A 24,431-nucleotide genomic window follows, 5' to 3' on the forward strand; every position below is an offset into this window, starting at 1 on the left:
GCAACGATTGTCGCCAACGTTCTGCTGATGCGGTCCGCCTGCTTATCCCCCTCCCGATGCAGAAGAACCGCCGTTACGCTTTGGCCTCAACGCTGACTTCCGCGGCGACAACAAGCGCAATCGACGCGGTAATGATGATCGACATGACAATGGCGAACATCCCCGTTCCCTCCTTGACCTTCTCTTCTAGATGTTATTTTATCAAAGAAGACAAGGAACGCTTTCGCCTTATTTTGAACAATTCGTGAAATTCGACCGTCAACAACAGCACACGGAGCACCGATCGCATCCTTTTCGACTGAGTCAAGTGGAGTTTCCCCTTTGCTTTATCCACGTCACAAGCCATACGAGTACAATGGACATAAATCTTCTCCCCTTTCATCCTTCATTGCTGGAAATGTTTAAAACAATCGTTGATGGAAAAAGCATTTGCGGTCAACAAGCTCCTCCTCGGCTGCACGGGCGAACCGCTCCTCTTCGATGTTCCGCTGCCGCGGCTTTCTCCGCTCAATCGTGATCGTGATAAAAAACAAATGGATCGTCATGCCTCCCCACCTCCTTTCCATGCAAAAAAACCGCAGAAGGAAAGCGCTTCTGCGGCTCAGTGTGCAAAAAGGCCGCAGAAAGCGAGACTACTCCCCTTCTGCGGCCTGATCGCTGTTTTTCGTCATCGGTGCACGTTCATTCCCGGTCGGCGGAAGGTCGAATAGCCATTTTCTGGAATAAATACGCGAATGTTGACCACATCACCATTGTCATGATCTTCGACCTCCCCTCAGAAATGACGTTACGAAGGTAATTGTATCCAAAAACATTTCCATTGTCAACCATTTTTTATAAAAAACAAGCTCCCCTTTGACGGCAGCATGACGAAACCAAAATGAGGGGGTTGACCTAAAAGGCCGCCTGCCTTCAAGATCGTCACAACGATCGTGCAGCAGAAACAGCAAGCACATATATAGCAGCGAAAGAGGGTGTTCCAATCTTTTTGGAACACCCTCCTTTCTTAATCTATCGCCAATCATAAGCGCAATGACGCTTTTCGTCGAGCCCCACTGATCATTCAAACCGGTCTTCCTCTTCCTCCAAGCGGCGGGCGCAAACGGCGGAGCGACGTGAACAGTACAAAGCCGCCATGAAACAGCCTCCAACCATCAGCAAGGCGAACGGTTTTTTCGCCGCCTCGAGCGCCCCAGGAATCATCGTGCCAAAATAGAAAAACGCCCCGAGCGAGAACAAGACAAGGCTGTACATCTTGAAATCGCCCGCCTTGGCCCGCAGCTCGTTTCGTTGCTGTTCGTTCAAGCCCGATCCCTCCTCTCCCCTTTCACTGTATCATACATGGACGGAAGGGGGAGCGGCAATTTCAGCCAAGCGCTTGCGCCAAATCGTCAAGCAGATCGTTGACATCTTCAAGCCCGACCGACAAACGGATCAGGCCGTCGGTAATGCCGAGCTGTTCGCGCCGTTCCTTCGGGATGGAGGCGTGCGTCATTTTCCCTGGCAACGAAATTAAACTTTCGACCGCCCCTAAGCTTTCAGCAAGCGTAAAGTAGCGCACGCGCGACAGCACGTTCTCGGCGCGCTCCAAGCTGCCGACATCAAACGAAATCATGCCGCCAAATCCGCGCATTTGCTTTTTCGCCAACTCGTGGTTCGGATGATCCGGAAGCCCGGGGTAATAGACGCGCTTGACCGCCTTGTGTTCAGCCAAAAAAACAGCGATTTGGCGCGCATTTTCTTCATGTTCCTCCATCCGCACGGCGAGCGTTTTCATCCCGCGCATCAATAGCCATGAATCTTGCGGCCCGAGCACGCCGCCGGTTGAATTTTGCACGTAATGGAGCCGTTCGGCAAGCTCCGGCGTGCGGACAACCGCCAACCCAGCGACGACGTCGCTATGGCCGCCTAAATATTTCGTCGCGCTATGGATGACGATATCGGCGCCAAGCTCGAGCGGCGTCTGAAAGTACGGAGTGGAAAACGTGTTATCGACGATCAATAGCAGCCCATGCGCACGGGCAATGGCGGCGGCGGCTTGCAAGTCAGTGATTTTCAACAGCGGGTTCGTCGGCGTTTCGATATAGATGGCTTTCGTATTCGGCCGGATGTGCGCCTCGATGTTGGCGACATCGCTCGTATCGACGAACGTCGCCTCAAGCCCGAACCGATTCAGCACGTTCGTCATGACGCGATACGTGCCGCCGTAGACATCGTCAGTGAGCACCAGATGGTCGCCGCTTTGAAACAACATCATGACGGCCGTAATGGCCGCCATACCGGAAGCGAACGCAAAGCCGGCTTCGCCGCCCTCGAGATCGGCGATCAGCTTCTCAAGCGCCGCGCGCGTCGGGTTGCCGGTGCGCGAGTATTCAAACCCTTTATGCTTTCCAACTTCTTCTTGCTTATACGTACTCACTTGATAAATCGGGACCGACACCGCTCCCGTATGCGGATCCCCCGGAATGCCGCCATGAATGAGCATTGTTTTCCGCCTCATCGTTACCTCCCACCTTCATAAATGTGTTTGCTTAAATAGCGTTCGCTCCCGTCCGGAAAAATGACGACGATATTCGTCCCTGGCTTTGCCTTCTCTGCTTCCATCAAGGCGGCATGAAACGCGGCGCCAGACGAACTGCCGACCAAAAGCCCCTCCTGTCTTGCGAGTTCGCTGACGCGCCGGAACGCGTCATCGTCCGCGATCGTGTAGATGGCATCAAAATAATCCGGATCCATAAACGGCGGCAAAAACTCCATGCCGATCCCTTCCGTCCGATGCGGACCCGGCTTGCCGCCGCCTAAAATCGAGCCTTCCGGTTCCACGATGACCGTTTTAATGGCCGGGTTTTTTTCTTTTAAAAACGTCGCTGTCCCCATAAACGTGCCGCCGGAACCGGCGCCGGCGACAAAAATGTCGATCTGTCCGTCCAAATCGTCCCACAGCTCCGGACCGAGCGTCTTGTAATACGTCCTTGGGTTAGCCGGGTTTTGGAACTGCTGGGGGCAATAGGCCCCTGGAATCGTGCGGGCGAGCTCCTCCGCTTTGCGGATGGCCCCTTCCATTCCCTCTTCAGTCGGTGTATGAACGATTTGCGCCCCGAGCGCCTTCATCAGCTGTTGCTTTTCGATGCTGAATTTTTCCGGCACACAAAAAATGATGTTCACGTTTTTGCCGATCGCTGCCAGCGCCAGACCGATGCCGGTGTTGCCGGCCGTCGGCTCGATGATCGTGCCCCCCTCTTTCAGTTTTCCTGATGCAAACGCCTCGCGCAACAGCTCTTGTCCGAGCCGGTCTTTAATGCTTCCGCCAGGGTTGAAGTATTCAAGCTTGGCGAACAGCCGAACGCCTTCCGGGAGGGGGAAGCGCGTAATTTCGACAACCGGCGTATGGCCGATCAACTCATGGATGCTTTTTGCTACGCGCATACAAGTCACTCCGTTTCTTCACGCTCAGTTTAGCAGCAAAACGGCGGTGTTTTGTTGTCTATATATATAAGTTGAAACTTTGTTTTACATCCAGTAGAGCGCCCGCCGCATTCTATCAAACTGACTTGTATGAAGGAAAACAGAATCGAGCAATCGGAAAATCTTTTATAGATGCAATTTGAAGCATCACCATTTGCAACTTTTACCGAGTATTCGATCGACTGTCGGGTGACCGAACAACGCCGCTTAAAGACCCATATATGGGTCTGTGAAGCAGGCGGTTGTTCGGTCTTCCGTTACGCCTAGGCGTGACGGAAGAAGCCTGCGGCTTGCCTCCGACAGTCGAGAACATAGACAAGCTGCTTTTTCGCTGCATCTTAATCGCGCTTCTGTTTCATAACGGAAAGCATCGACAAGACAAGTTCAGCAGAATGTTTCGCCGCCGTCTCCAAAAACTGTTCAAACGACACGTCCGACTCCTCACCCGCAATATCAGACAACGCCCGGATGATGACAAACGGCGTCCCAAATTGCATGCACACTTGGGCGATCGCCGCCGCTTCCATTTCGACGGCGCACAATTCCGGAAACTGACCGCGCACAAATTCGACTCGCTTTGGATCGTTCATAAACGAATCGCCGGTGGCGATCAAGCCGGTCACTGCCTGCAGGCCATCAAGCCGCGCCGCCGCCTGCTTGGCCGCCTCAACAAGCGTCTCATCCGCCCGGTAGCGCGCCGGCAGGCCGGGCACTTGCCCGTAAGCGTAGCCGAACGCGGTCACATCGACGTCATGATGGACGACTTCCTTGGAAATGACAAGATCTCCGACACGAAGCGAAGGCAAAAATCCGCCAGCTGACCCCGTGTTAATCACGAAGTCAGGGCGAAAGCGGTCAAGCAGAAGCGTCGTTCCCATGGCGGCGTTCACTTTGCCGATCCCGGATTTCAACAACACCGCCTCCACGCCGTCAAGGCGCCCTTTGGAAAATTCGCACCCGGCAATGACCGTTTCCTCGCGCCCTTCCATGCGCGAACGCAAAATCGCCACTTCCTCTTCCATGGCTCCAATAATGGCTGCTTTCATCGTTCTCCCTCTTTCTATGTCGTTTGTTTCACCGCCTCCATCACCCAGACGAACGCGTTTTGCTGCGCAAAGGAGGCGGAAAAGCCATGCTTGGAAAACAGTGATGCCAATACGTCAAGCGTCGTATAATATTCGCGTTCCAAATCGTCGGCCAAATCGTGGAAGCCGCGCGCCCGGGCTTCCTCAATCGCCTGGCGGAACGCCTCTTTGTCGCGAAACGCCGTATCGGCAAACACTATTTTACCACCCGGATGGAGCAATTGACTATATTTGGCCAGCGCTTCGTCTTTTTCCGCATCCGTCAAATGATGAAACGCATACGTGCTGGCGATCGTGTCGATCGGCTCCGGCGGTGTCGGAAATTGCAAAAAATCTCCGTCCAGAATGACCGCTCGCCCGCTGAGCTTTTCCGCTGCTTTTTTCCTCATCGGCGCCGATGGCTCGATCCCGTACACCCGCTTGCCGCGCTCAAGCAGCTTTTTCGTCAAGTTTCCTGTGCCGACGCCAAACTCGAGCACAACTTGGCCGGCTTTGTCGGCGACCGTGCTTAAAATGCGGTCATAACCGGCAAACACGTCTCGATATTGCTCATCGTATCCTTCGACCGATCGGTCATACGATTCCGCCCATTGCTCAAACAAGTCAAGAAACTCTCTGCCCATATGGTCACACCCCAAAAAGTTTATAATTCCTATAAATATAGTATGTTTTTTTCGTATTGCCTGCTCTCACTGTAGCATATGTTTTTCCCTTGTTCAACGATCATGTTTCGTTCGTATTGTTCCCCCTTGTACATCGGTGGATGAGGGCGGGAAAATTTGCTACACTGACAATGGAAAGGAGGAAGAACGATGCCGAACATTTCTCTTGATTTGATCGAGGACAAAATCGAATTTTTTGAAGCGGACGACTTGCGGACGCTCGAGAAAAAAATCAACGAACAAATTGAACATAACAAGGCGCTCTTGCTTTCCGTCCATCATGTATCCCATCAAATGCACGTCATGGAAAACGGAAAGCGGTTCTACAGCGCAGTCGTTCATTTCAAAGCGAAAAAATAACAGGCGCCCTTCGTTTTTGGGCGCCTGTGTATGTTTCCGCCGCTGGTGAACCGCCATTGTTTCACTGATGCCGCCAACGTTTCGAATATCTCCGCTTCCCCTCATCATGCCGCTTATGGCTTTTGTTTCAACTTTTGCACCTTCGTCGGCTTCCAGCCTTCGTTCGTCACCCATTCAATGTACACTTTGTAATGGGCGGCTTGATCTTTCGTCGAAATCGTCGCGACTGCTTTGTTCGGTCCGTTGTTGCCGATGAACCAAACGATCATCTCCTCCGGAGCGATGCCGGTCGCATAGCTGACGGCATCGAGCATTTCCTTCCAGTCGACGGAATCTTTCTTAAACACCGTTTCATGCGGCTCCGATTGCGTCGTACCGATCGGCTGCCATGCCGGATTGACGATTTCTTTTTCAACGTTGGACCCCGGCGGGCCCGGCGTTTCTGTCGCACCGGCTTTACTCGTTTCATCGGTGGAAGCAGCGTCTTCTTCCTCGGCCGGCGTTTCAGCTTCCGTCGGCGCCGCCGCTTCGCCTGTTTCCACTTCCACCCGCTTCGCATTGGCCGCTTCTGTTTTGGCTTCGCGATCCATCTCCTTCTTGCTCGGTTCGCCGCCAAACAGCAAGTTCCCGCCGACAATCAAAATGAGCAGCACGACAACGGCAATGGCTCCGTTGAGCCAACGGTTGATCCTCCGCCGCTTGGCGCGGGCGGCAAAGCGCGTCTCGATTTGCGCCACCGTCTCCTCTCCCTTCTTTGGATGATGTTCGTGCTGGAAACATGGATTCCCCTTACATTTGGTTCGTCACTTCACTTCATTTTTGGCGCGGTCATAAGCATAAAGCGCCTCGACTGCAGCGGCGAACACATCATTCGTCGAAGCCCGCCCGCTCGGGCAGTCGAGCTCAACGACAGCAAGGGCGTATTTCGGACGGTCGGCTGGAAAATAGCCAGCAAACCATTTATTAATCAATTCAGCGCCGCCGTCCATTTTTCCTGTCTCAGCCGTCCCGGATTTGCCGGCGACCGGATACGGCAGCGAACAGAAGCGGCGGCCGGTGCCATCCTCTTTGGTGACAACGCCGCGCAAAAGCCGTTGCAGCTCTTCGGCCGTCTGCGGCGCGATCGGCGCCATGTCTGAAGCCGGTTGAGGCGGAAACGAAAAGAGGGTCGCACCGTTTTTATACAGCACTTTGTCAACGGCCCGCACCTGAAGCGCTTCGCCGCCGCGGGCGATGGTCGCCATCATGTTGGCGACGCCAAGCGGCGAGACGCGTACATTTTTTTGCCCGATCGCCGTTTGCGCCACCGCAAGCGGCACCCGCTTGTCGCGCGGATCATGCCAAATCGTCCCCTTCTGCTCCTCCGGGAACTGACGGAAATGCTCTTCATGGTACACCGCCCCTTCCCATCCGGCCGTCGGATACAGCCCGAGCTTTCTCGCATACGTTTCAAACGCATCCGGATCGTGCTCGATCAACTGCTTGCCGAGCGTGGCGAACGCATTGTTGCAACTGACGGCAAAGCTGTCCGCTAAATCAAGCATGCCGTAATCATGCTCCTCATCGCGGGTTTTGCCGTCAATTTTTCGGCTGCAGTCAAACGTTGTCTCAAGCGAGGCGAGCCCCTCATCAAGCGCCGCGGCCGCAATGACGGTTTTCAAAATCGAGCCAGGGATTTGCGGCAACACGATTTGGTTTTCCGCCCCGCGGTTTTTGTACGGATCACGCGGGTCCATGTTTGGGCGGCTGACCATGGCGAGCACACTGTTTGTGTCAATATCCAGCAAAACGAGACCGCCTTTTTTCAACCCGTATCGGTCAACGATCTGCTCCATCTCTTGCTGCAAGTCACGGTCAAGCGTCGTTTGCACGGTGACGGGATAAAACGGGTTGCCCGTGTCGCTGTATTTGACATCGAGCCCAAACAGCGGCCGCCCTTCGGCGTCAACGTGATAAAGCAGCTTCGTTTCGCCGTCGGCGAGCAAAAATTCATCAAACGCCTTCTCAAGTCCTTGAATGCCCACTTCGGTCTTTGGCGGCAGCGGCCGTTTTGGATAACGCTTCTTGATGAGCTCCTGATCTGGACGAGTGAAGCCAAGCAAATGCGGGGCGTACACCGTTTCCAGCGGATATTGCTTGTTGACGGCAAATACCCCCGGAATGCGCAAATCGTTAATTTGCTTCATTTGCTGGGCGCTCAAGGCGAGCGGCTCTCCATCCTTCTCTAAGACGAACGGACCGTCCGCCTGCTCAAGCTGGCGGCGAATCTCTTCTTCAGAGACGCCGGCGATGCGGGCGACTTGTTCCATCGGCCATTTCATTGCCGTTAAAAACGGGAATAAGACAAGCGACGGCACGTATCGCTTCGTGAGCGGCGCGCCATTTCGGTCGACGAACGAGCCGCGCCCGTCGTCAATGATCAGTTCTTGTGTCCGCTGGGCGACGCTTTCGGCAATTAAATTATGATTAGCAAACGACTCGGTGTCAATGAGCTGAATTTGCGCGAGCCGCCCGACAAGCAACAACAAGCCCAATTGAATGAGAGCAAGCATGACAAGCGTTCGCTTTTTCCACATAAAGAAAACACCTCATCATCAGTGTTGACGAGGTGTTTCCGTTTGAAACGTCAAGCGGCGGCAATTTTCTTCGCTTCGCACACCGCCGCTTGTTCAGGTCGGCCGCCTTTATTTCACAGCCACGATTTTCACAAGCATTTCCCCGCCCGGCGTTTGCACCGTCACCTCATCGCCGACGCGGCGGCCGAGAAGCGATTTCGCAATCGGCGAGTCGTTGGAAATTTTCCCTTCAAACGGATCGGCTTCAGCGCTGCCGACGATCGTATACGTCTCTTCCTCGCCGTCCGGCAGTTCAATGAACGTGACCGACTTGCCGAGCGAGACGACGTCCGGGTTTTCTTTGTCTTCTTCAATGATGACGGCGTTGCGGATCATGTTTTCAAGCATTTGGATGCGCGATTCGACAAACGCCTGCTCATCTTTGGCAGCATCGTACTCCGAGTTTTCCGACAAATCCCCGAACCCGCGCGCAATCTTAATGCGCTCCACCACTTCTTTCCGCTTGACCGTTTTTAAGTACTCAAGCTCTTGTTCCAGTTTCTCTTTTCCCTCTTTCGTCATCGGATACTGCTTTTCGTTCGCCATTCATCTCACTCCTCTATATATTCTGCATTATGTAAAACGTACGAACAGCAAAAACGGCTGTTCGTACGCTTACTTGTTATATAATATATTGTTTTGTCTCTGTTATGTTATTACAAAACCGCTTTTTGTTCAAGAACTGTGCGAATTTTTGCCACCATTAAATCGATGGCGACGACGTTCTGTCCGCCTTCCGGAATGATCACATCCGCGTAGCGCTTCGTCGGTTCGACAAACTGGTTGTGCATCGGCCGGACGACGGACAAATATTGCTCGATGACCGAATCGAACGTGCGGCCGCGCTCTTTCATATCGCGGATGAGACGGCGGATGATGCGGATGTCCGGGTCGGTGTCGACATATACTTTAATGTCCATTAAATTGCGGAGTCGCTCATCCTCCAAGACAAGAATGCCCTCCACGATGATGACATCCTTCGGCTCCACGCGAATGACGTCGCTTGAGCGAGTGTGCAGCGTATAATCGTACACCGGCTTGTCAATCGGCTCATAGCGAAGCAACTTATGAATATGCTCAATCAACAAATCGTTGTCAAACGCCAGCGGATGGTCATAGTTCGTCTTCAGCCGCTCTTCAAACGAAAGATGGCTTTGGTCTTTATAGTAAAAGTCTTGCTCCAAGACAAGGATCGAGCGGTCGCCGAAATGGTCGTAAATCGCGCGGGCGACGCTCGTCTTCCCCGAGCCGGAGCCGCCGGCGACGCCGATGACAACGGGCTTCTTCCCCATCTTAATTCTCCTTTCTCATCATGTTGTACGGGAAGAGAGGGCGCTTGACCTTAAACTTCACGATTTGCAGCGGATGGCGCGCCGCATCAAGCTCGTTGCCGTCTTCGTCCCAAATTTTCTCAATCACTTGGGTGAAGTTTTCAATTTCCGGACCGAAAAATTCGACTTCATCGCCCGGGCGGAAATGGTTGCGCTGCTGGACGGTGGCGATGCCCGTCTCCGGGTCATAGCCAAGCACCAAACCGGCGAATTCATGCGTCGTTTTCCGGCTGTGCGTCCCGTACATATGGTTTGTATAATCCGGGAAGCCGTCAAAGAACGACGGCGCCGTCTCGCGGTTGGCGCATTTCTCCAGCTCCCGCACCCACTCTTCGCGGATCGTGAAATGGTCTGGGTCAGCGCAGTAGGCATCAATGACTTTCCGGTAGACACTGACAACCGTCGCCACGTAATGGATCGATTTCATCCGCCCTTCAATTTTCAAGCTATCCACACCCAATTCGATCATCACCGGAATGGCGCGGATTAAGTTCAAATCTTTCGCGCTCATCGCAAACGGGGCGTCCCCTTTTTCAAACAACGGAATTTCCCGGCCGTCCGAGAGCTGATACAAATCGTAATCCCAGCGGCACGACTGGCAGCATCCGCCGCGGTTTGAGTCGCGCGCCGTCATATGGTTGCTCAATACACAGCGGCCGGAGTAGGCGGAACACATCGCCCCATGGATGAACGCCTCGATTTCAATATCGACTTTCTCTTTGATCTGCCGGATTTCTTCTGCGCCCACTTCACGAGCGAGCACAACCCGCTCGAGCCCTTCCTCTTTCCAAAATTGGACCGCTTTCCAGTTGGTAAGCGATTGCTGCGTGCTTAAATGCACTTCAAGCTTCGGCGCCACCCGGCGCGCCGTTTCGATGATGAGCGGGTCGGCGACGATGATGCCGCAAACACCGGCATCTTCAAGCGCCCGCAAATAGTCATCAAGGCCAGGGATGTTTTCGTTATGGGCGTAAATATTGGCCGTTACGTATACTTTGGCTCCGTATCGATTGGCAAATTCGACCCCTTCGCGAATTTCCTCGATCGTAAAGTTGTCGGCGTTGGCGCGCAAGCTGTACTCTTGGCCTCCGATAAAGACGGCGTCTGCGCCGTAATGGACGGCGATTTTCAGTTTTTCCAAGTTGCCGGCCGGGGCGAGCAACTCTGGCTTTTTCACAATGACGCGCTTGCCGTCAATGATTTCAGAGATGCGATCATTTTTTAAAAGCATGCTGCTTCCCTCCTTTTCTCAATAAATGGTCTCTTTGAAGAAAAATCCGGTGTCGATGCGGCGATGCGGCGGCTGAAGCGCTTCAACGGCCGCAAGCAGCTCCTCTTTTTCCCGTTCGTACCGCTCGCGGTCATCGGCGCATAAATCGATGGCGCGGCGGTACAGCTTCGTCACTTCGGTAATGTAGCGCGGCTCGTGCAAAATCCCGTCAATTTTAAAGCTGTCGATGCCGGCCTCGACCATGTCGCCGAGCTCATCGATCATGCAAACATCGTTCGGGCTCATAATATGCGTGCCGTTTTCGTCTTCAAAAATCGGATATTTGTTGTCGCGCTCTTTGTCGTAAAGAAACATCCCTTTTTCGTACTTCTTCCGTTCAACTTCCATCACTTTCCCTTGATATTCAAAATAGCTGCCGATCAGCGAGCGCTTCGATTGGTACATGCACATCGCGCCGTGCACTTGCACCTCGATTTCCACTTCGGCATGGGCTTTGATTTCCAAAATGGCGTCCATGTTCAACTCGCGGGCCAAGACGGCGCGCTTCGCCCCTTTCCGGCCCCAATAGTTGCACGCATACCAGTTCGTCGCTGTCGTCTCCGTGCTCCAGTGGAGCTTCATGTGCGGCGCCGTTTCTCGGACAGTCAAGAGCACCGCGGGATCGCCGAAGACGATGGCATCGGCGCCGACATCAGCCAAAAACGCGACGTAGTCGCCAAGCTCGTCCACTTTATCGTTATGGAAAATGGCGTTCATTGCCACATACACGTTCATGCCGCGCCGGTGGGCGGCTTTGACGGCGGCAGCGACATCATGGCGGGAAAATTCGCCGGCAAGCCGCAAACCGTAGCGCTGCTCGCCAATGATGACCGCGTCCGCTCCGGCTTCAGCCAGCTCGTCGATATGGGCAACGCTCGTCGGCGTCACGAGCAATTCGGGTTTTTTCACTGTTCTTCACCTCGTTTTTTCGATATGGCGAGCCCATCGCCGACCGGAATGATGACCGTATCATAACCGCTTCGACTCATGAGCCACTCATTGTAGCGGCGAATTTTTCGGGCGATGTTCCAAAGCCGTCGATTGTCCGCCGGCGCTTCGGCGGCGACGAGCCCCTTAAACAAGACGTTGTCGCTGATGATGAGGCCGCCTGCAGCCACAAACGGCTCATAGAGCGTAAAAAAGCGCTCATATTGCCCTTTGGCGGCATCAATAAACAGCACATCAAACGGCGCGGCGGCCGCCACATCGGCCTCGACCGCGAGCGCATCGCCCAACACCGCCTCGATTTGCCGCTTGGTGTTCGTCTTTTCGATGTAAAAACGGGCGCGCTCATACCGCTCCCGGTCTTTTTCGATCGTCACAATGCGCGCATCCGGCAGCGCCTTTGCCATCCGGATCGCCGAATAGCCGATCGCCGTGCCGATTTCCAAAATGCGGCGCGGCCTGATCAGCTTCAAGATGAATAACAGCACTTCGACGCTCACCGGATCGATGATCGGTATGCAGTGCCGATAGGCGTACTGCTCCATCTCCTCAATGTCCTCATCCGGCGCCGGACGCAGCTTTTGCAAGTACGAAACAATGTCATGGGAAAGCAAGAGGAATTCCTCCCTGCCGTCAGCAAACTGAAAAGCGCTCGCCAAAGTTGAACTATATAGATGCAACGAAGAAGTTTAATATATCCTTGACGGAAAAGCGGTTTGCCCATTTTCGACTGTCGGAGGCAAGCCACAGGCTTCTCCGTCACGCCTTGGCGTGACGGAAGACCGAACAACCGGCCTGCTTCACAGACCCATATATGGGTCTTTAAGCGGCGTTGTTCGGTCGCCCGACAGTCGATCAAATACTCGAAAAAAACTACAAATGGCAAAGCTTCCAATTGCATCTATATACAACCCGGCATTTGCGCTTTGTCGTCATGAAAAATAAGAGCCGCAAAGGACTCTTATCGTTGGTCTGTTCAACTATACTACCATAAAACAACGGAAAAGCGAAGCCGTTTCACCCCACCGGCCATTACCTTCCGTTTTGACCTATTGTTTTCCAATATGCTTCGCCTTTTCCCGGTTATGCTCGGCCAACGTTTTCGTAAAAATGACCTCGCCGCCCGGTGTCGCCAAAAAGTATAAATAGTCGGTCGCCGCCGGTTCAAGCGCCGCTTCGATCGACATTACGCCCGCGTTGGCGATCGGCCCCGGCGGCAGCCCTTTATGCATGTACGTGTTGTACGGCGAATTGACCTGCAAATCTTTATACAACACACGCTCTTTATGTTCGCCAAGGGCGTACAAAACGGTCGGGTCGGTTTGAAGCGGCATGCCGCGGTGCAGCCGATTGTAAAACACGCTGGCGATTTTTTCGCGGTCAGCTTTTTCCGTCGCCTCTTCCTCAATGAGCGACGACATCGTCAACAGCTGATGCGGCGACATGTTCTTTTCTTTCATCGCTGCCTTATATGTGTCAAGCACAGCTGCCGTTTTCGCCACCATCGCCTCAATAATCTCTGAGAGCGGCGGCTTTTCGTCAGCAAACACATACGTCGCCGGGAACAAGTAGCCTTCCAGCGGATAGCGGATGCCTTTGTGAAAAATATCATCAGTCAACAAATCCGGGTGCATTTTCATCAGCCGTTCGATATACGCGCGATCGTTAAGCAATTTCATAATCTGTTCTTGTTTGTACCCTGTTTTCGCGGCAATGAGGTCAGCGATTTGCACCAATTGCGACCCTTCCGGAACGGTCAGCTTCAATCCGATTTTTAGCGATTTCCCCGTTTTTAACAGCTCGATGATGCGCGCCATTGGCATCGCCCGCGTCAACTCATACTCCCCAGCCTGGAAGCCGGATTCATGTTTCCAGCGGACATATAAGCGAAACACGGCCGCGCTTTTAATGAGCCGCTTTTGTTCGAGCTGCTCGGCAATCGCCGCCGCCGATGAACCGATCGGAATCGAGACATGGACCGGGGTGCGGTCATTCGGGTCGACGGGCTTAAGCGCTGAACGGATGTATAAGAAACTGCTGGCGCCGGCAATGACAAACGCCGCCAGCAGAACAGCACAGACAATCAAGACGATTTTCCGCACAAGCCGCGCCTCTGGCGCCCTAAAATCGTTCTGTTTCATCTTTGTCCTCCTTTCACCCGGCCATATTATACTACAAAGTTCCGCATTTTTCGCCCTTGACGGTCAAAAAATGCAAAGCCAGGGGAGGAAACGCGCCGGTCAATCGAAGCCCTTCGCAACATTTGTCGGACAAACAAGAAGATGTCTGAACCATTGCATGGAACACAACTTATCGTTTCTCAGCGCATAATACGACAATAAGAAAAGGGGCCCCGATCCTTTTGGCCCCCTCTGCTGTCCGTTATTCGTCGTCTTCCTCTTCCTGTTCAGCACAAAACGTATTCCATACTTCTTCGATCATGTCCCACTCTTCTTCCGTCTCGATTGGGAGCAGTTCGCCTTCTTTGTTCTCATCCCCAGGGATGAAGGCGGAAACGTGCACTTCCGTCTCGCCGTTCTCATCTTCCGCCTCGACGCCGACCGGATAGTAAAACACATACGATTTGCCGAAATCATCTGATTCAAACGTAAACAAAATTTCGCACAGCTGCTCGTTGCCATGTTCGTCGACAACCGTAATATGACGGTCTCCGTGTTCCATGTTTTCTCCTCCAATTTATCGTTTACTGTCCAAATATGACTGCAAAATGACGGACGCCGCCATTTTGTCGATCACTTTCCGCCGCTTTTTCCGGCTGACGTCGGCAGCGATCAACATCCGTTCGGCGGCCATCGTCGACAGCCGTTCATCCCAAAGCACAACGGGCAAAGAAAACTCCTCGCGCAATTTGGCGGCGAACCGCTCGCTTGCCTCAGCGCGCGGCCCGAGCGTGCCGTTCATGTTTTTCGGCCACCCGACGACAATCGTATCGACGCCGTACTCATCGATGATGGCGCGCAGCCGCTTTAAGCCGTAGTCGCCGCGCTCCGTATCAATGGCGATCGTTTCCAATCCTTGCGCTGTAAGGCCGAGTTCGTCGCTAACGGCAACGCCGAGCGTTTTCGTTCCCAAATCTAATCCTAGCGTCCGCATCAGGTTAATCCTTTCGTTGCCCCTGTAAATAGAATTTCACCAATTCCTCGATTAATTCGTCGCGTTCGATTTTGCGGATGAGCGCACGCGCATCTTTATGGCGCGGAATGTAAGCTGGGTCGCCGGACAACAAGTAGCCGACAATTTGGTTGATCGGATTGTAGCCTTTTTCCTGCAAGGCGCCATACACCGTCAACAACACTTCGCGAACGTTCGTCTCGGCCGGCTCCTCTGAAAAATGAAACTGCATCGTTTGGTCAAACGAGCTCACCGTTTCCACCTCGCTCCTTATTCAGGCACCCCGTCCTTTTACATCCATTGTACACGATCCGCGCCAATTAGGAAACGGATTTCACCCATGTTTCGACATAACCGAGCGCTTCGCCGACCTTGCTTGGGTCCTTGCCGCCAGCTTGCGCCAAATCCGGGCGCCCGCCGCCGCCCCCACCGCAACGCGACGCTACTTCTTTCACCAGCTTGCCGGCATGGAATCCTTTTTTTACCAAATCGTCCGTTACTGCGGCAATCAGTTGCACTTTTCCGCCCTGGGCGGACGCCAACACGATGACCGCCGTGCCGAGCTTTTGTTTCAAATCATCAGCCATGGCCCGCAGTTGGTTCATGTCATTGGCCTGCACTTTTGCCGCCAACACCGGCACGCCGTTTACATCTTTCACTTGACGGGTGAGGTGCTCAGCTTCCATATGGGCGAGGCGGGCAGCAAGCGATTCATTTTCGCGCTCGAGCTCTTTCAGCTCGGCAAACAGTCCGTCAAGACGCGCATTCAATTCTTTCGGGCTTGTTTTCAGTTTTTGCGCCGCCTCTTGCAAAATAGCAAGCTGTTCGCTCATAAAGCGGTATGCCGCTTCCCCGGTCACCGCTTCAATCCGGCGCGTGCCGGCGCCGATGCCGGACTCGGAGACGATTTTAAACAACCCGATGGCTGATGTGTTGGGCACATGGCAGCCGCCGCACAGCTCGAGGCTGTAGTCGCCGACTTTGACGACGCGGACGATGTCGCCGTATTTTTCGCCAAACAGCGCCATCGCGCCCATCGCTTTCGCTTCCTCGAGCGGTTTATAAAAAATGTCAACTGGGAGGCTTTTCCAAATTTGTTCGTTGACGATGGCTTCGATGCGCTCGAGCTCCTCTGGCTTCACTTGCCCAAAATGGGTGAAGTCAAAACGAAGCCGGTCCGGGGCGACAAGCGACCCCGCTTGGTTGACATGGCGGCCGAGCACGTCTTTTAGCGCTTGATGGAGCAAATGGGTCGCCGTATGGTTTTTTACGATGCGCATCCGCTTTGCTTCATCGACGCGCGCCGTATAGCGGGATCCTTTTTTCACCGTTCCGCGTTCGACGATGATCGCATGAAGATGTTGGCCGTTCGGCGCTTTTTGCACATCTTTGACGACTGCTGTTCCTGTTTCGCTTTCAAACACGCCTTGGTCAGCGATTTGTCCGCCGCTTTCGGCGTAAAATGGCGTCACATCGACGATGATTTGCGCCTCTTCGCCGGCTTTCACTTCCTCGACAAGCCGCCCGTCTTTGACGATGGCGATGACCGTCGATGCGGCAACAAGCTCATCGTAGCCGACAAACCGGCTTTCATCTTTAATGTCACCGAGCACTCCGCCTTGGACTTGCATCGAATCGACATCTTGCCGGGCCGCGCGCGCCCGTTCGCGTTGCCGCTCCATCTCGCGCTCAAATCCGGCATGGTTGACCGTCATGCCCGCTTCAGCGGCGTACTCTTCCGTCAGCTCGATCGGAAAGCCGTACGTATCATACAGGCGGAACGCTTCCTCGCCCGGAATGACACGGCTTCCTTGCTCTTTCGCCTTTTCGATCACCTCCGCCAATATGGCGAGCCCTTCATGGAGCGTTTCATGGAACCGTTCTTCTTCCGTCCGGATGACGCGGGCGATGAAATCGGCTTTTTCTTTCACCTCCGGATAGTAGTCGTGCATAATCTCGCCGACGACCGGGACGAGTTCGTACATAAACGGACGTTCAATGCCGATATGTTTCGCATAGCGCACCGCGCGGCGGAGCAGGCGGCGCAGCACATAACCGCGGCCCTCATTTGACGGCAGCGCCCCGTCGCCGATCGCGAACGTCACGGCGCGAATATGGTCGGCGATCACCTTAAAAGCGACGTCTTTGTCCGGATCTTCGCCATACCGCTCGCCGGCAATTTGCTCGGTAGCGCGGATGATCGGCATAAACAAGTCGGTTTCAAAGTTCGTCGGCACATCCTGCAAAATCGAGCACATCCGCTCCAAGCCCATGCCGGTGTCGATGTTTTTCTTCGGCAGCGGCGTGTACGTGCCGTCCGGGTTATGGTTAAACTGCGAAAAGACGAGGTTCCACACTTCCAAATAGCGCTCGTTTTCCCCGCCTGGGTACAGCTCCGGATCGTTCGGGTCGTTGCCGAACGCTTCGCCGCGGTCGTAAAAGATTTCCGTGTTCGGACCGCTCGGGCCTTCGCCGATGTCCCAGAAGTTTCCTTCAAGGCGAATGATTCGCTCTTTTGGCAAGCCGATTTCGTTGCGCCAAATGTTGTACGCTTCCTCGTCTTCCGGATGGACAGTAACGGACAACCGTTCCGGATCAAAACCGATCCATTTGTCGCTCGTTAAAAACTCCCATGCCCAATGGATCGCTTCGCGCTTGAAGTAATCGCCGATCGAAAAGTTGCCGAGCATTTCAAAAAACGTATGGTGGCGCGCCGTTTTCCCGACGTTTTCGATGTCGTTGGTGCGGATCGATTTTTGCGCGTTGCAAATGCGCGGGTTTTCCGGAACGATGCGCCCGTCAAAGTATTTTTTCAACGTCGCGACGCCGCTGTTGATCCAAAGCAGCGACGGGTCGTCGACCGGAATGAGCGATGCGCTCGGCTCAACCGCATGGCCTTTTTCTTGGAAAAACTCTAAAAACATGCGCCGCACTTCGGCGGATGTCAGCTTTTTCATGATGATCCTCCCCTTTCGCCTTTTATATAAAAAAACTCCCATCCCCTGCAGGGACGAGAGTTATGCTCGCGGTACCACCCTGTTTATGGGCAAAAAACGCCCATCACCTCTTTGGCCGTAACGCAGCCTTGCGTCAGGTTTTGCCTGCGCTCCGGATTAGCCTTCTGTTGCCCTTCATCTGGAATTTCTTTCAGCCGCGGAAATTCCTCTCTGTGCGCGAACTCGCGCGTTAAGATGGACTGCAACATACTCGATCCGTCATCGCGTTATGTATTCGCTTTTTTCATTGAAAGATTATAGACAAGCAGAGAGCATTTGTCAATGCGAAGCATAATGCTCTTTCCAATGGGCGATGGCCACTTTCAGCACCGCCGCCGTCGGAACGGCAAGAATGAGGCCGAGCACGCCGGCGAGTTCACCGCCGGCAAAGAGGGCGAGCATAATGGCAAGCGGATGCATATGCACGCTTTTGCCGACGATCAGCGGCGACAAAACGTTCCCTTCTAAAAACTGCAGGGTAAAAATGATGACAAGCACGATCACGACCATTTTCAGCGAGACGGTGGCAGCCAAAATGAGCGCTGGAACGGCGCCGATCAGCGGGCCAAAATACGGGATGATGTTCGTCACGCCAATGACAAAGCCGAGCAACAGCGGATAATCCATGCCGGCAAGCCACAAGCCGAGCGCCGCCGCCAGACCGATCGCCGCACAGACGAACAGCTGGCCGCGAATGTAGCCGCCGAGCGATTCATCGACATCCTTCAAAAACGCCATCCCCGGCCCACGCCACCGCTTCGGTGTCATGTACCAAACCGCTTTTTTCAACACATCGATGTCTTTTAACATATAGAAGACGATAAACGGAATGATCAACAGCGTCGCCGCCGAACCGATGAACGATTTGGCGGCATGAATCGCCATCGCGACGGCGGCCGCCGCTGCTTGCTCGATCTCGGCAAACATCCCCTCGATGCGTGTGTGCACCTCAAGCGGCCAATTCGACGTCTCGTCGTGGATGTGGCGCACCCATTGGCGGTATGTATTCATCAAAGACGGCAGCTGTTCATCCAGTTCACGCAACTGGGCGATGAATAGCGGCACGCCGCGGTACAAGCCGTAGCCGACCAAACCGAAAAACAACAAATAAATCAACAAAATGGCAAGGGCGCGCGGCATTCCTTTGCGATGGATGGATTCCACAAGCGGGTAGAGCAAATACGTAATAAACGACGCCAGCAAAAACGGCGTCAACACCGTTGCGATAAAATCGATGACCGGCCACCAAACGTCTTTCATCCGAACGATCAAATAGATGATTGCCGTAATCAGCAGCCATTTTCCGATGCGAAAGAACGACAGCCATTGTTGCTCGCCCATCGCCACACCTCCTACCGTTTAGTGTAGGAGATGCGGCGAGAAATATGCCTTCACCGCTTTTAGCACTATTTGACAGCCACAAGGCGCCGCCCCCGCGCAAAGGCGAGGGCGGCAGCGCCGTCAGCGGATCGCTTGCATCAAGCGGCGGCGCATCCTCCGCATCGTGCGACCGTTCATCCAATCGTTTCGTTGGGCGAGCTGATAAGCGGCGACGCCTAATCCGACTGCTAACAGCGACGTCATCATCCGGTTCATGCGTGTCCCCCCTAAAATTGGATCGTGCGTTCGTGGTCGTCAAACAAGTCGTCAAGGGAACTCAACGTTCCGTCTTCTTCCACTTGATGGGCGTGGATCATCCCTTTCGAGACGGACAGCTCAATAAAGCAATCCCAGCAGTAGTACTGGTTGACGCCGATTTTCCCTAAATTTTTTCGTTTGCAATTCGGGCAAATGAGCATGGACAGCCACTCTCCTTACATCGTTGTTTCCACGGTGACCACGCCTTCTCTGGCGGTGAACGGAGCGAGCTCCATTCGTTTCTTTCCTTCGGTCAAATCGGAAAAAAATCCCTCGCTGATCTCGTATCCGTCAATTTTGCCCAATTGCCCGTCAAAATATACGTCATCCAACAGTCCGATCGTTGTTCCGTCCGCGGTGACAACCATGCTGCCGGCGAGGCCGCGTTCGCCGTAAAGAGAGTGGCCGCTGTCAGGAGAAGGAAACGGCTGGAAGCTATCTGCATCACAGATGATGACTCGGTCGTTTTCGAACGACTGCACGGCTGAAAGCGGCAAATAACGGCGGCGGCCGAACAAACCGCCCTGTTCCGCGACAAGCCCTTTGACCGCGCCGTGGCTGGTAAACCAAATGTCAGCGATCGTTCCGACCATTTTTCCCGTCGTTTGTTCATAAATGGGAAGGCTCTTGATGTCGGAAAACGTCCGCATCGTTCTCCCACCTTTCCAGCCACCTTTAGCTTGGCTCATCGCCCATAAAGTCATACGGCGTAACGTTTTCCATCCCCATGTTCGCCTCTTCAAACGGCAGTTCGACCTCGACAAACGGAGCCGCCGCCCCCGCCAGCTTCTCAGCGAGCGCCGTCTGGCGCGCTCCGTCGCTTTGTTTTGCGACGCCGAATCGAAACGCTTCCTCTTCTCCACATAAAACGAGAAACTGCTTGCTTCTTGTCACCGCAGTATACAACAAATTCCGTTTCAACATCCGGTAATAGTTTTTGACGACGGGCAAAATGACGATTGGAAACTCGCTTCCTTGCGCCTTATGAACCGAACAGCAGTACGCATGGGTGATTTGTCCTAAATCTTGCCGTGTGTACGTCACTTCAATGCCATCAAACGAGACGACGAGCAAATCTTGCTTTTCCGTATTTTCTTTGGCGTAAAAAATGGCAACGATTTCGCCGATGTCGCCGTTAAACACATTGTCTTCCGGTTGATTGACGAGCTGCAGCACCTTATCGCCGACGCGGTAGACGACCTCACCGACCGACAGCTCCCGCTTCCCCTCAGCCGGCGGGTTGAACAGCTCTTGAAGCGCTTTGTTCAATTGGTCAATGCCCGCTGGACCACGGTACATCGGGGCGAGCACTTGAATATCTTTGACGGAAAACCCTTTTTTGCGCGCGTTGTCGGCGATTTGCCGCACGACATCGACGACCTGGCCCGCACGGCAGCGGATGAAGGAACGGTCTGCCTTCGGAGCGGTCAAATCGTCCGGCACGACGCCGCGCTTCATCTTATGGGCAAGCTCGATGATCGATGATCCTTCCGCCTGGCGATACACCTCGGTCAACCGAGCGAACGGAATGACGCCTGAAGAGAGCAAGTCTTTCAGCACTTGCCCTGGCCCGACGGATGGCAATTGATCCTCATCGCCGACGAAAATGACTTGCATGCCGTTTGGCACGGCTTTTAACAGCTGGTTGGCGAGCCACGTGTCGACCATCGACATCTCATCGATGACAAGCAGCTTGCCGGAAATCGGTTCGTTCTCGTCGCGGCTGAACCCTTCCGCCCCATTCCAGCCGAGCAAGCGGTGGATCGTCGCCGCCGGCAGCCCGGTCGCCTCGCTCATCCGCTTCGCCGCTCGGCCGGTCGGTGCGGCCAGCAGCACCGGAAACGGCTCGCCTTGTTTGTAGTCAGCCGGGTCAAGAGACAGGCCGTTTAGGGCGGCAAACAGCTCGACGATGCCTTTGATGACCGTCGTTTTCCCCGTTCCCGGACCGCCGGTCAAAATAAACAGCGGCGAAGAAAGCGCTTGTTGGATCGCTTCCCTTTGCTGGGGGCATATTGCATGCCAAGCCGTTCCTCAAGCGCCCCAAGCGCCAGCAAAAACTCCGACTCGGCAAACGCCGACGGCGGCGTCTGCCCGAGCAGCCGCTTAATGTTGGAGACGATCCCTTTCTCGGCGAAGTAAAGGGAAGGGAGATAATAACGCCCTTGCTCGGCGATCAGCTTCCCTTCCTCGCTTAACATCAGAAGCGTTTGGCTGATCGCTCGTCCATCCACCGCACCGCTCAGCCTTCCGTCAAGCAGCTCCCCGATGCGCTCCATCAGCTCTTCCTCGCGCAAATAAACGTGCCCTTCCTGCAAGCACGCCTGTTCAAGAACAAACAACGAGGCGGCGCGCAGCCGGGCCGGATGGCTGCCGGAAATGCCGAGCTGGCACCCGATTTCATCAGCGCGGCCAAAGCCGATCCCTTCGATATCCTCAACGAGCTGGTACGGGTTCTCGTGGATGATGTCAATCGCTTCTTCGCCGTACGCTTGGTAAATTTTCATGGCCAGCTGCGGGCCAAAACCGAGCTGGGCGAGGGCGATCATCGTTTGCTCAAGCCCTTCGTGGGCGCGAAGCGCATCGTACAGCTGCTTCGCCTTTTTTTTCGTCAGCTTCGGCACACGCTCTAGCGCCTTGGGGTCGCGCAAAATCGCGGCGATCGCGTTTTCGCCGAGCGTCTCGACAATCGCCGCAGCCGTTTTTTTGCCGATTCCTTTAAACAAACCGCTCGATAAATAGTGAATGACTCCTTCTTTCGTGTTCGGAAGCTGTTTGCGGAACTGACTAGCCGCATATTGGCGGCCAAAACGCGGATGTTGGCGGAATTGTCCGTAAAAGATGTAGACGTCCCCTTCGTTTAAACGCGGAAAATAGCCGGTGACGACGACTTCCTCCTCAACGGGCGCTTCATTCGTTTCCTCAACACGCACGCGGACGACCGTGTACAATGTTTCCTCGTTATGAAAAATGACCGCCAAGCACAATCCTTTAATGAACGTGCGTCCGTCAAGGGCGAGGATTTGTTGCTCTTGCAACAGCCATCCCCCTGCCTTTTTACGGCGCAAGCCGCTTTTCCATCAGTTTCTTTCCGTATCCGGCAAGCACGTGATCGGGCTTGGCTTCCAAGGCAGCGGCAAACATATGGCGGGCGGCATCGAGCTCATCTTTGTACGCATAAATGACGCCTAAATTGTAGTACGCATCAGCGTGGCGCGGATCGAGTTCCAACGTTTTTTCGAAATAACGCTTCGCCTCATCGACATAATCGAGCGTGGCGAGGCAAAGGCCAAGCTGAAACAGCGCTTCGGCATCCGTCTCGTTCAGCTCAGCCGCGCGCTGCAAATACGGCAGCGCCAGCCGCGGCATCTCGAGCCGCCATAAGGACATGCCGAGCATAAAATGCGTATCGGCATCGTCAAGACCAAGCCCAAGCGCGCGCTCAAACATATCTTTCGCTTTCGCGAACTGCTCACGCTTATAATGCACTGTACCCATGCCGTAATACGCGGCCGCCGCCTTCTTGTCAATTTTCAGCGCCTGTCGGAAACAGTCAAGCGCCTTCTCTTCTTCACCGGCAGCAACGAGAACCGTGCCGATGTTAATGTACCCGGCCGGATCGTCCGGATGCTGTTCGACCGCAGCGGAAAAACAGCGGATGGCTTCCTCATACTTCCCCTCGCGCATATACGCCAAGCCTTGTTCGTTGAAATTGGCCATCGCCCATCCCCCCCTGATTCAACGTGATTTTCAAGCAACGGCCCCCAGCCTAATAGCCTGATTGAAGATCGTGCGCACCGGCACATCCGTCAACCAACATACCAAAGCTTTTCGCCGTTGCGGAACACTTCATCGATCGTGCCGCCGCCGAGGCATTCCTCGCCGTTGTAAAAAACAACCGCCTGCCCCGGCGTCACCGCCCGCGCCGGCGCATCAAACACGACTTCCGCCCCGCCGTCCGCAAGCGGGTGGACCGTCACGCCGACATCAGGCTGACGATAGCGAAATTTCGCCGTGCAACGGAACGGCGCTTCCGGCTTGCGGTCAGACACCCAGTTGACATCGACCGCCTTTAGCGAGGTGGAATACAAATATTCGTTTTCAAACCCTTGGGCGACATACAGCACATTTTCGCGCACATCTTTGCCGACGACAAACCACGGTTCGCCGCTGCCGCCGATGCCAAGGCCGTGGCGCTGGCCGATCGTGTAATACATGACGCCGTCATGCCGCCCTTTCACTTCGCCATCGAGCGTTTTCATCACTCCCGGCTGGGCCGGCAAATAATGGCTCAAAAATTCTTTGAAATCGCGTTCACCGATAAAACAAATGCCCGTGCTGTCTTTTTTTCCAGCGGTGGCGAGCCCAGCCTCTTTCGCAATCCGGCGCACGTCCGCTTTCTGCAAATGGCCGATCGGAAACATCACTTTCGACAGCTGAGCTTGGCCGAGCTGGTTTAAAAAGTACGTTTGATCTTTGTTCGGGTCGGCTCCGCGCAGCATTTTATATTCGCCATCGCGAAACTCGACGCGGGCGTAATGGCCGGTTGCGATGTAATCGGCGCCGATCGACATGGCGTGCTCTAAAAACGCCTTGAACTTAATTTCCTTATTGCACATCACGTCCGGGTTCGGCGTGCGCCCGGCTTTGTATTCATTCAAAAAGTACGTAAACACTTTGTCCCAATACTGTTTTTCAAAATTGACCGCATAATACGGGATGCCGATTTGGTTGCAGACTCGCACGACATCTTCGTAGTCCTCAGTCGCCGTGCAAACGCCGTTTTCATCGGTGTCATCCCAGTTTTTCATAAAAATGCCGATCACATCATATCCTTGTTCTTTCAATAGCAGCGCAGCGACCGACGAGTCGACCCCGCCGGACATGCCGACGACGACGCGCGTTTCGTGCGGCGCTTTGTTCATGCTGTTTCCC

25 protein-coding genes, 1 pseudogene and 1 other annotated feature are annotated in these 24,431 nt (G+C 54.3%); of the genes and pseudogenes, 1 reads left to right on the forward strand and 25 read right to left on the reverse strand.

The window, feature by feature from the left end; genetic code table 11:
• Positions 1 to 401: 401 nt before the first annotated feature.
• The 6 genes from A0V43_RS19090 to A0V43_RS10585 all read right to left on the reverse strand — a co-directional run bounded on the left by A0V43_RS19090 (position 402) and on the right by A0V43_RS10585 (position 5,173).
• Complete coding sequence (locus A0V43_RS19090) at positions 402 to 545, reverse strand: YrzI family small protein (RefSeq protein ID WP_013144673.1); 144 nt, start codon at positions 543 to 545, stop codon at positions 402 to 404.
• A gap of 514 nt (positions 546 to 1,059) precedes the next feature.
• On the reverse strand, positions 1,060 to 1,305 hold the full coding sequence (locus tag A0V43_RS10565; protein ID WP_013144672.1) for a YrhC family protein: 246 nt from the start codon (positions 1,303 to 1,305) through the stop codon (positions 1,060 to 1,062).
• A gap of 61 nt (positions 1,306 to 1,366) precedes the next feature.
• Positions 1,367 to 2,500: a bifunctional cystathionine gamma-lyase/homocysteine desulfhydrase gene (locus A0V43_RS10570; protein WP_021322001.1), complete on the reverse strand. Its 1,134-nt coding sequence runs from the start codon at positions 2,498 to 2,500 to the stop codon at positions 1,367 to 1,369.
• Between the two features lie 2 nt (positions 2,501 to 2,502).
• The gene (locus A0V43_RS10575) at positions 2,503 to 3,426 is read right to left on the reverse strand and encodes a PLP-dependent cysteine synthase family protein (protein WP_011232019.1); all 924 of its coding nucleotides are present in this window, start codon (positions 3,424 to 3,426) and stop codon (positions 2,503 to 2,505) included.
• Positions 3,427 to 3,803: 377 nt separating this feature from the next.
• A complete protein-coding gene (gene mtnN, locus A0V43_RS10580) occupies positions 3,804 to 4,511 on the reverse strand; it encodes a 5'-methylthioadenosine/S-adenosylhomocysteine nucleosidase (protein ID WP_063193058.1) in 708 nt (235 codons plus the stop codon).
• 14 nt (positions 4,512 to 4,525) lie between these two features.
• The gene (locus A0V43_RS10585; RefSeq protein ID WP_033006987.1) at positions 4,526 to 5,173 is read right to left on the reverse strand and encodes a class I SAM-dependent methyltransferase; all 648 of its coding nucleotides are present in this window, start codon (positions 5,171 to 5,173) and stop codon (positions 4,526 to 4,528) included.
• 189 nt (positions 5,174 to 5,362) lie between these two features.
• On the opposite strand from A0V43_RS10585, the gene A0V43_RS10590 reads away from it, so the two are divergent.
• Positions 5,363 to 5,572, forward strand: coding sequence for a YrzA family protein (locus tag A0V43_RS10590; protein ID WP_025949305.1), 210 nt, complete (start codon positions 5,363 to 5,365; stop codon positions 5,570 to 5,572).
• A 113-nt stretch (positions 5,573 to 5,685) separates the two neighbouring features.
• On the opposite strand, the gene A0V43_RS10595 is transcribed toward A0V43_RS10590, so the two are convergent.
• The 19 genes and pseudogenes from A0V43_RS10595 to mnmA all read right to left on the reverse strand — a co-directional run bounded on the left by A0V43_RS10595 (position 5,686) and on the right by mnmA (position 24,421).
• A complete protein-coding gene (locus A0V43_RS10595; RefSeq protein WP_063193059.1) occupies positions 5,686 to 6,309 on the reverse strand; it encodes a YrrS family protein in 624 nt (207 codons plus the stop codon).
• A gap of 66 nt (positions 6,310 to 6,375) precedes the next feature.
• Positions 6,376 to 8,148, reverse strand: coding sequence for a peptidoglycan D,D-transpeptidase FtsI family protein (locus A0V43_RS10600; protein WP_063193060.1), 1,773 nt, complete (start codon positions 8,146 to 8,148; stop codon positions 6,376 to 6,378).
• A 108-nt stretch (positions 8,149 to 8,256) separates the two neighbouring features.
• The gene (gene greA / locus A0V43_RS10605; protein WP_011232025.1) at positions 8,257 to 8,733 is read right to left on the reverse strand and encodes a transcription elongation factor GreA; all 477 of its coding nucleotides are present in this window, start codon (positions 8,731 to 8,733) and stop codon (positions 8,257 to 8,259) included.
• A gap of 110 nt (positions 8,734 to 8,843) precedes the next feature.
• A complete protein-coding gene (udk, locus tag A0V43_RS10610; protein WP_020754577.1) occupies positions 8,844 to 9,479 on the reverse strand; it encodes a uridine kinase in 636 nt (211 codons plus the stop codon).
• A 1-nt stretch (position 9,480) separates the two neighbouring features.
• Positions 9,481 to 10,749: a peptidase U32 family protein gene (locus A0V43_RS10615; protein WP_011232027.1), complete on the reverse strand. Its 1,269-nt coding sequence runs from the start codon at positions 10,747 to 10,749 to the stop codon at positions 9,481 to 9,483.
• A gap of 18 nt (positions 10,750 to 10,767) precedes the next feature.
• A complete protein-coding gene (locus A0V43_RS10620; protein ID WP_011232028.1) occupies positions 10,768 to 11,697 on the reverse strand; it encodes a peptidase U32 family protein in 930 nt (309 codons plus the stop codon).
• Positions 11,694 to 12,347 carry an O-methyltransferase gene (locus A0V43_RS10625; RefSeq protein WP_063193061.1) on the reverse strand — a complete coding sequence of 218 codons (654 nt, stop codon included), beginning with the start codon at positions 12,345 to 12,347 and terminating at the stop codon, positions 11,694 to 11,696. Before A0V43_RS10625 ends, A0V43_RS10620 begins: the two co-directional genes overlap by 4 nt.
• 435 nt (positions 12,348 to 12,782) lie before the next feature.
• Entirely contained in the window at positions 12,783 to 13,874 is a 1,092-nt protein-coding gene (mltG, locus tag A0V43_RS10630) for an endolytic transglycosylase MltG (RefSeq protein WP_063193062.1), read from the reverse strand.
• A 241-nt stretch (positions 13,875 to 14,115) separates the two neighbouring features.
• Positions 14,116 to 14,415 (reverse strand): DUF1292 domain-containing protein, encoded by a 300-nt coding sequence (locus tag A0V43_RS10635; protein ID WP_011232031.1) that lies wholly within the window; start codon positions 14,413 to 14,415, stop codon positions 14,116 to 14,118.
• A gap of 15 nt (positions 14,416 to 14,430) precedes the next feature.
• Positions 14,431 to 14,847 carry a Holliday junction resolvase RuvX gene (gene ruvX / locus A0V43_RS10640; RefSeq protein ID WP_063193063.1) on the reverse strand — a complete coding sequence of 139 codons (417 nt, stop codon included), beginning with the start codon at positions 14,845 to 14,847 and terminating at the stop codon, positions 14,431 to 14,433.
• A gap of 4 nt (positions 14,848 to 14,851) precedes the next feature.
• The gene (locus tag A0V43_RS10645; protein WP_011232033.1) at positions 14,852 to 15,118 is read right to left on the reverse strand and encodes an IreB family regulatory phosphoprotein; all 267 of its coding nucleotides are present in this window, start codon (positions 15,116 to 15,118) and stop codon (positions 14,852 to 14,854) included.
• A gap of 67 nt (positions 15,119 to 15,185) precedes the next feature.
• Entirely contained in the window at positions 15,186 to 17,822 is a 2,637-nt protein-coding gene (gene alaS / locus A0V43_RS10650) for an alanine--tRNA ligase (protein ID WP_063193064.1), read from the reverse strand.
• 46 nt (positions 17,823 to 17,868) lie between these two features.
• Positions 17,869 to 18,093, reverse strand: a binding site (T-box leader).
• A 47-nt stretch (positions 18,094 to 18,140) separates the two neighbouring features.
• On the reverse strand, positions 18,141 to 19,202 hold the full coding sequence (locus A0V43_RS10655) for an AI-2E family transporter (RefSeq protein WP_063193065.1): 1,062 nt from the start codon (positions 19,200 to 19,202) through the stop codon (positions 18,141 to 18,143).
• 120 nt (positions 19,203 to 19,322) lie between these two features.
• Positions 19,323 to 19,457: a YrzQ family protein gene (locus tag A0V43_RS19095; protein ID WP_013144658.1), complete on the reverse strand. Its 135-nt coding sequence runs from the start codon at positions 19,455 to 19,457 to the stop codon at positions 19,323 to 19,325.
• Positions 19,458 to 19,468: 11 nt separating this feature from the next.
• Positions 19,469 to 19,660 (reverse strand): hypothetical protein, encoded by a 192-nt coding sequence (locus A0V43_RS10660; protein WP_008881018.1) that lies wholly within the window; start codon positions 19,658 to 19,660, stop codon positions 19,469 to 19,471.
• A gap of 15 nt (positions 19,661 to 19,675) precedes the next feature.
• Positions 19,676 to 20,149, reverse strand: a complete 474-nt coding sequence (locus A0V43_RS10665; RefSeq protein WP_063193066.1) for a PRC-barrel domain-containing protein — start codon at positions 20,147 to 20,149, stop codon at positions 19,676 to 19,678.
• Between the two features lie 25 nt (positions 20,150 to 20,174).
• Positions 20,175 to 22,534 (reverse strand): annotated as a pseudogene (gene recD2 / locus A0V43_RS10670) (SF1B family DNA helicase RecD2).
• Between the two features lie 19 nt (positions 22,535 to 22,553).
• Positions 22,554 to 23,216 (reverse strand): tetratricopeptide repeat protein, encoded by a 663-nt coding sequence (locus A0V43_RS10675; protein WP_033005219.1) that lies wholly within the window; start codon positions 23,214 to 23,216, stop codon positions 22,554 to 22,556.
• A gap of 89 nt (positions 23,217 to 23,305) precedes the next feature.
• Positions 23,306 to 24,421, reverse strand: coding sequence for a tRNA 2-thiouridine(34) synthase MnmA (gene mnmA / locus A0V43_RS10680; RefSeq protein ID WP_011232040.1), 1,116 nt, complete (start codon positions 24,419 to 24,421; stop codon positions 23,306 to 23,308).
• Positions 24,422 to 24,431 lie beyond the last annotated feature (10 nt).

Source organism: Geobacillus sp. JS12 (genome assembly GCF_001592395.1).
GTDB classification, from domain to species: domain Bacteria; phylum Bacillota; class Bacilli; order Bacillales; family Anoxybacillaceae; genus Geobacillus; species Geobacillus zalihae.

Coding starts and splice junctions, on each gene's coding strand:
- A0V43_RS10665 (WP_063193066.1), bottom strand. CDS start 20,149: ATGCGGACGTTTTCCGACATCAAGAGCCTTCCCATTTATGAACAAACG.
- A0V43_RS10585 (WP_033006987.1), bottom strand. CDS start 5,173: ATGGGCAGAGAGTTTCTTGACTTGTTTGAGCAATGGGCGGAATCGTAT.
- A0V43_RS10675 (WP_033005219.1), bottom strand. CDS start 23,216: ATGGCCAATTTCAACGAACAAGGCTTGGCGTATATGCGCGAGGGGAAG.
- mtnN (WP_063193058.1), bottom strand. CDS start 4,511: ATGAAAGCAGCCATTATTGGAGCCATGGAAGAGGAAGTGGCGATTTTG.
- udk (WP_020754577.1), bottom strand. CDS start 9,479: ATGGGGAAGAAGCCCGTTGTCATCGGCGTCGCCGGCGGCTCCGGCTCG.
- mnmA (WP_011232040.1), bottom strand. CDS start 24,421: ATGAACAAAGCGCCGCACGAAACGCGCGTCGTCGTCGGCATGTCCGGC.
- A0V43_RS10635 (WP_011232031.1), bottom strand. CDS start 14,415: ATGGAACACGGAGACCGTCATATTACGGTTGTCGACGAACATGGCAAC.
- A0V43_RS10655 (WP_063193065.1), bottom strand. CDS start 19,202: ATGGGCGAGCAACAATGGCTGTCGTTCTTTCGCATCGGAAAATGGCTG.
- A0V43_RS10570 (WP_021322001.1), bottom strand. CDS start 2,500: ATGAGGCGGAAAACAATGCTCATTCATGGCGGCATTCCGGGGGATCCG.
- alaS (WP_063193064.1), bottom strand. CDS start 17,822: ATGAAAAAGCTGACATCCGCCGAAGTGCGGCGCATGTTTTTAGAGTTT.
- A0V43_RS10575 (WP_011232019.1), bottom strand. CDS start 3,426: ATGCGCGTAGCAAAAAGCATCCATGAGTTGATCGGCCATACGCCGGTT.
- A0V43_RS19090 (WP_013144673.1), bottom strand. CDS start 545: ATGACGATCCATTTGTTTTTTATCACGATCACGATTGAGCGGAGAAAG.
- A0V43_RS10590 (WP_025949305.1), top strand. CDS start 5,363: ATGCCGAACATTTCTCTTGATTTGATCGAGGACAAAATCGAATTTTTT.
- mltG (WP_063193062.1), bottom strand. CDS start 13,874: ATGAAACAGAACGATTTTAGGGCGCCAGAGGCGCGGCTTGTGCGGAAA.
- ruvX (WP_063193063.1), bottom strand. CDS start 14,847: ATGCGGACGCTAGGATTAGATTTGGGAACGAAAACGCTCGGCGTTGCC.
- greA (WP_011232025.1), bottom strand. CDS start 8,733: ATGGCGAACGAAAAGCAGTATCCGATGACGAAAGAGGGAAAAGAGAAA.
- A0V43_RS10615 (WP_011232027.1), bottom strand. CDS start 10,749: ATGCTTTTAAAAAATGATCGCATCTCTGAAATCATTGACGGCAAGCGC.
- A0V43_RS19095 (WP_013144658.1), bottom strand. CDS start 19,457: ATGAACCGGATGATGACGTCGCTGTTAGCAGTCGGATTAGGCGTCGCC.
- A0V43_RS10600 (WP_063193060.1), bottom strand. CDS start 8,148: ATGTGGAAAAAGCGAACGCTTGTCATGCTTGCTCTCATTCAATTGGGC.
- A0V43_RS10660 (WP_008881018.1), bottom strand. CDS start 19,660: ATGCTCATTTGCCCGAATTGCAAACGAAAAAATTTAGGGAAAATCGGC.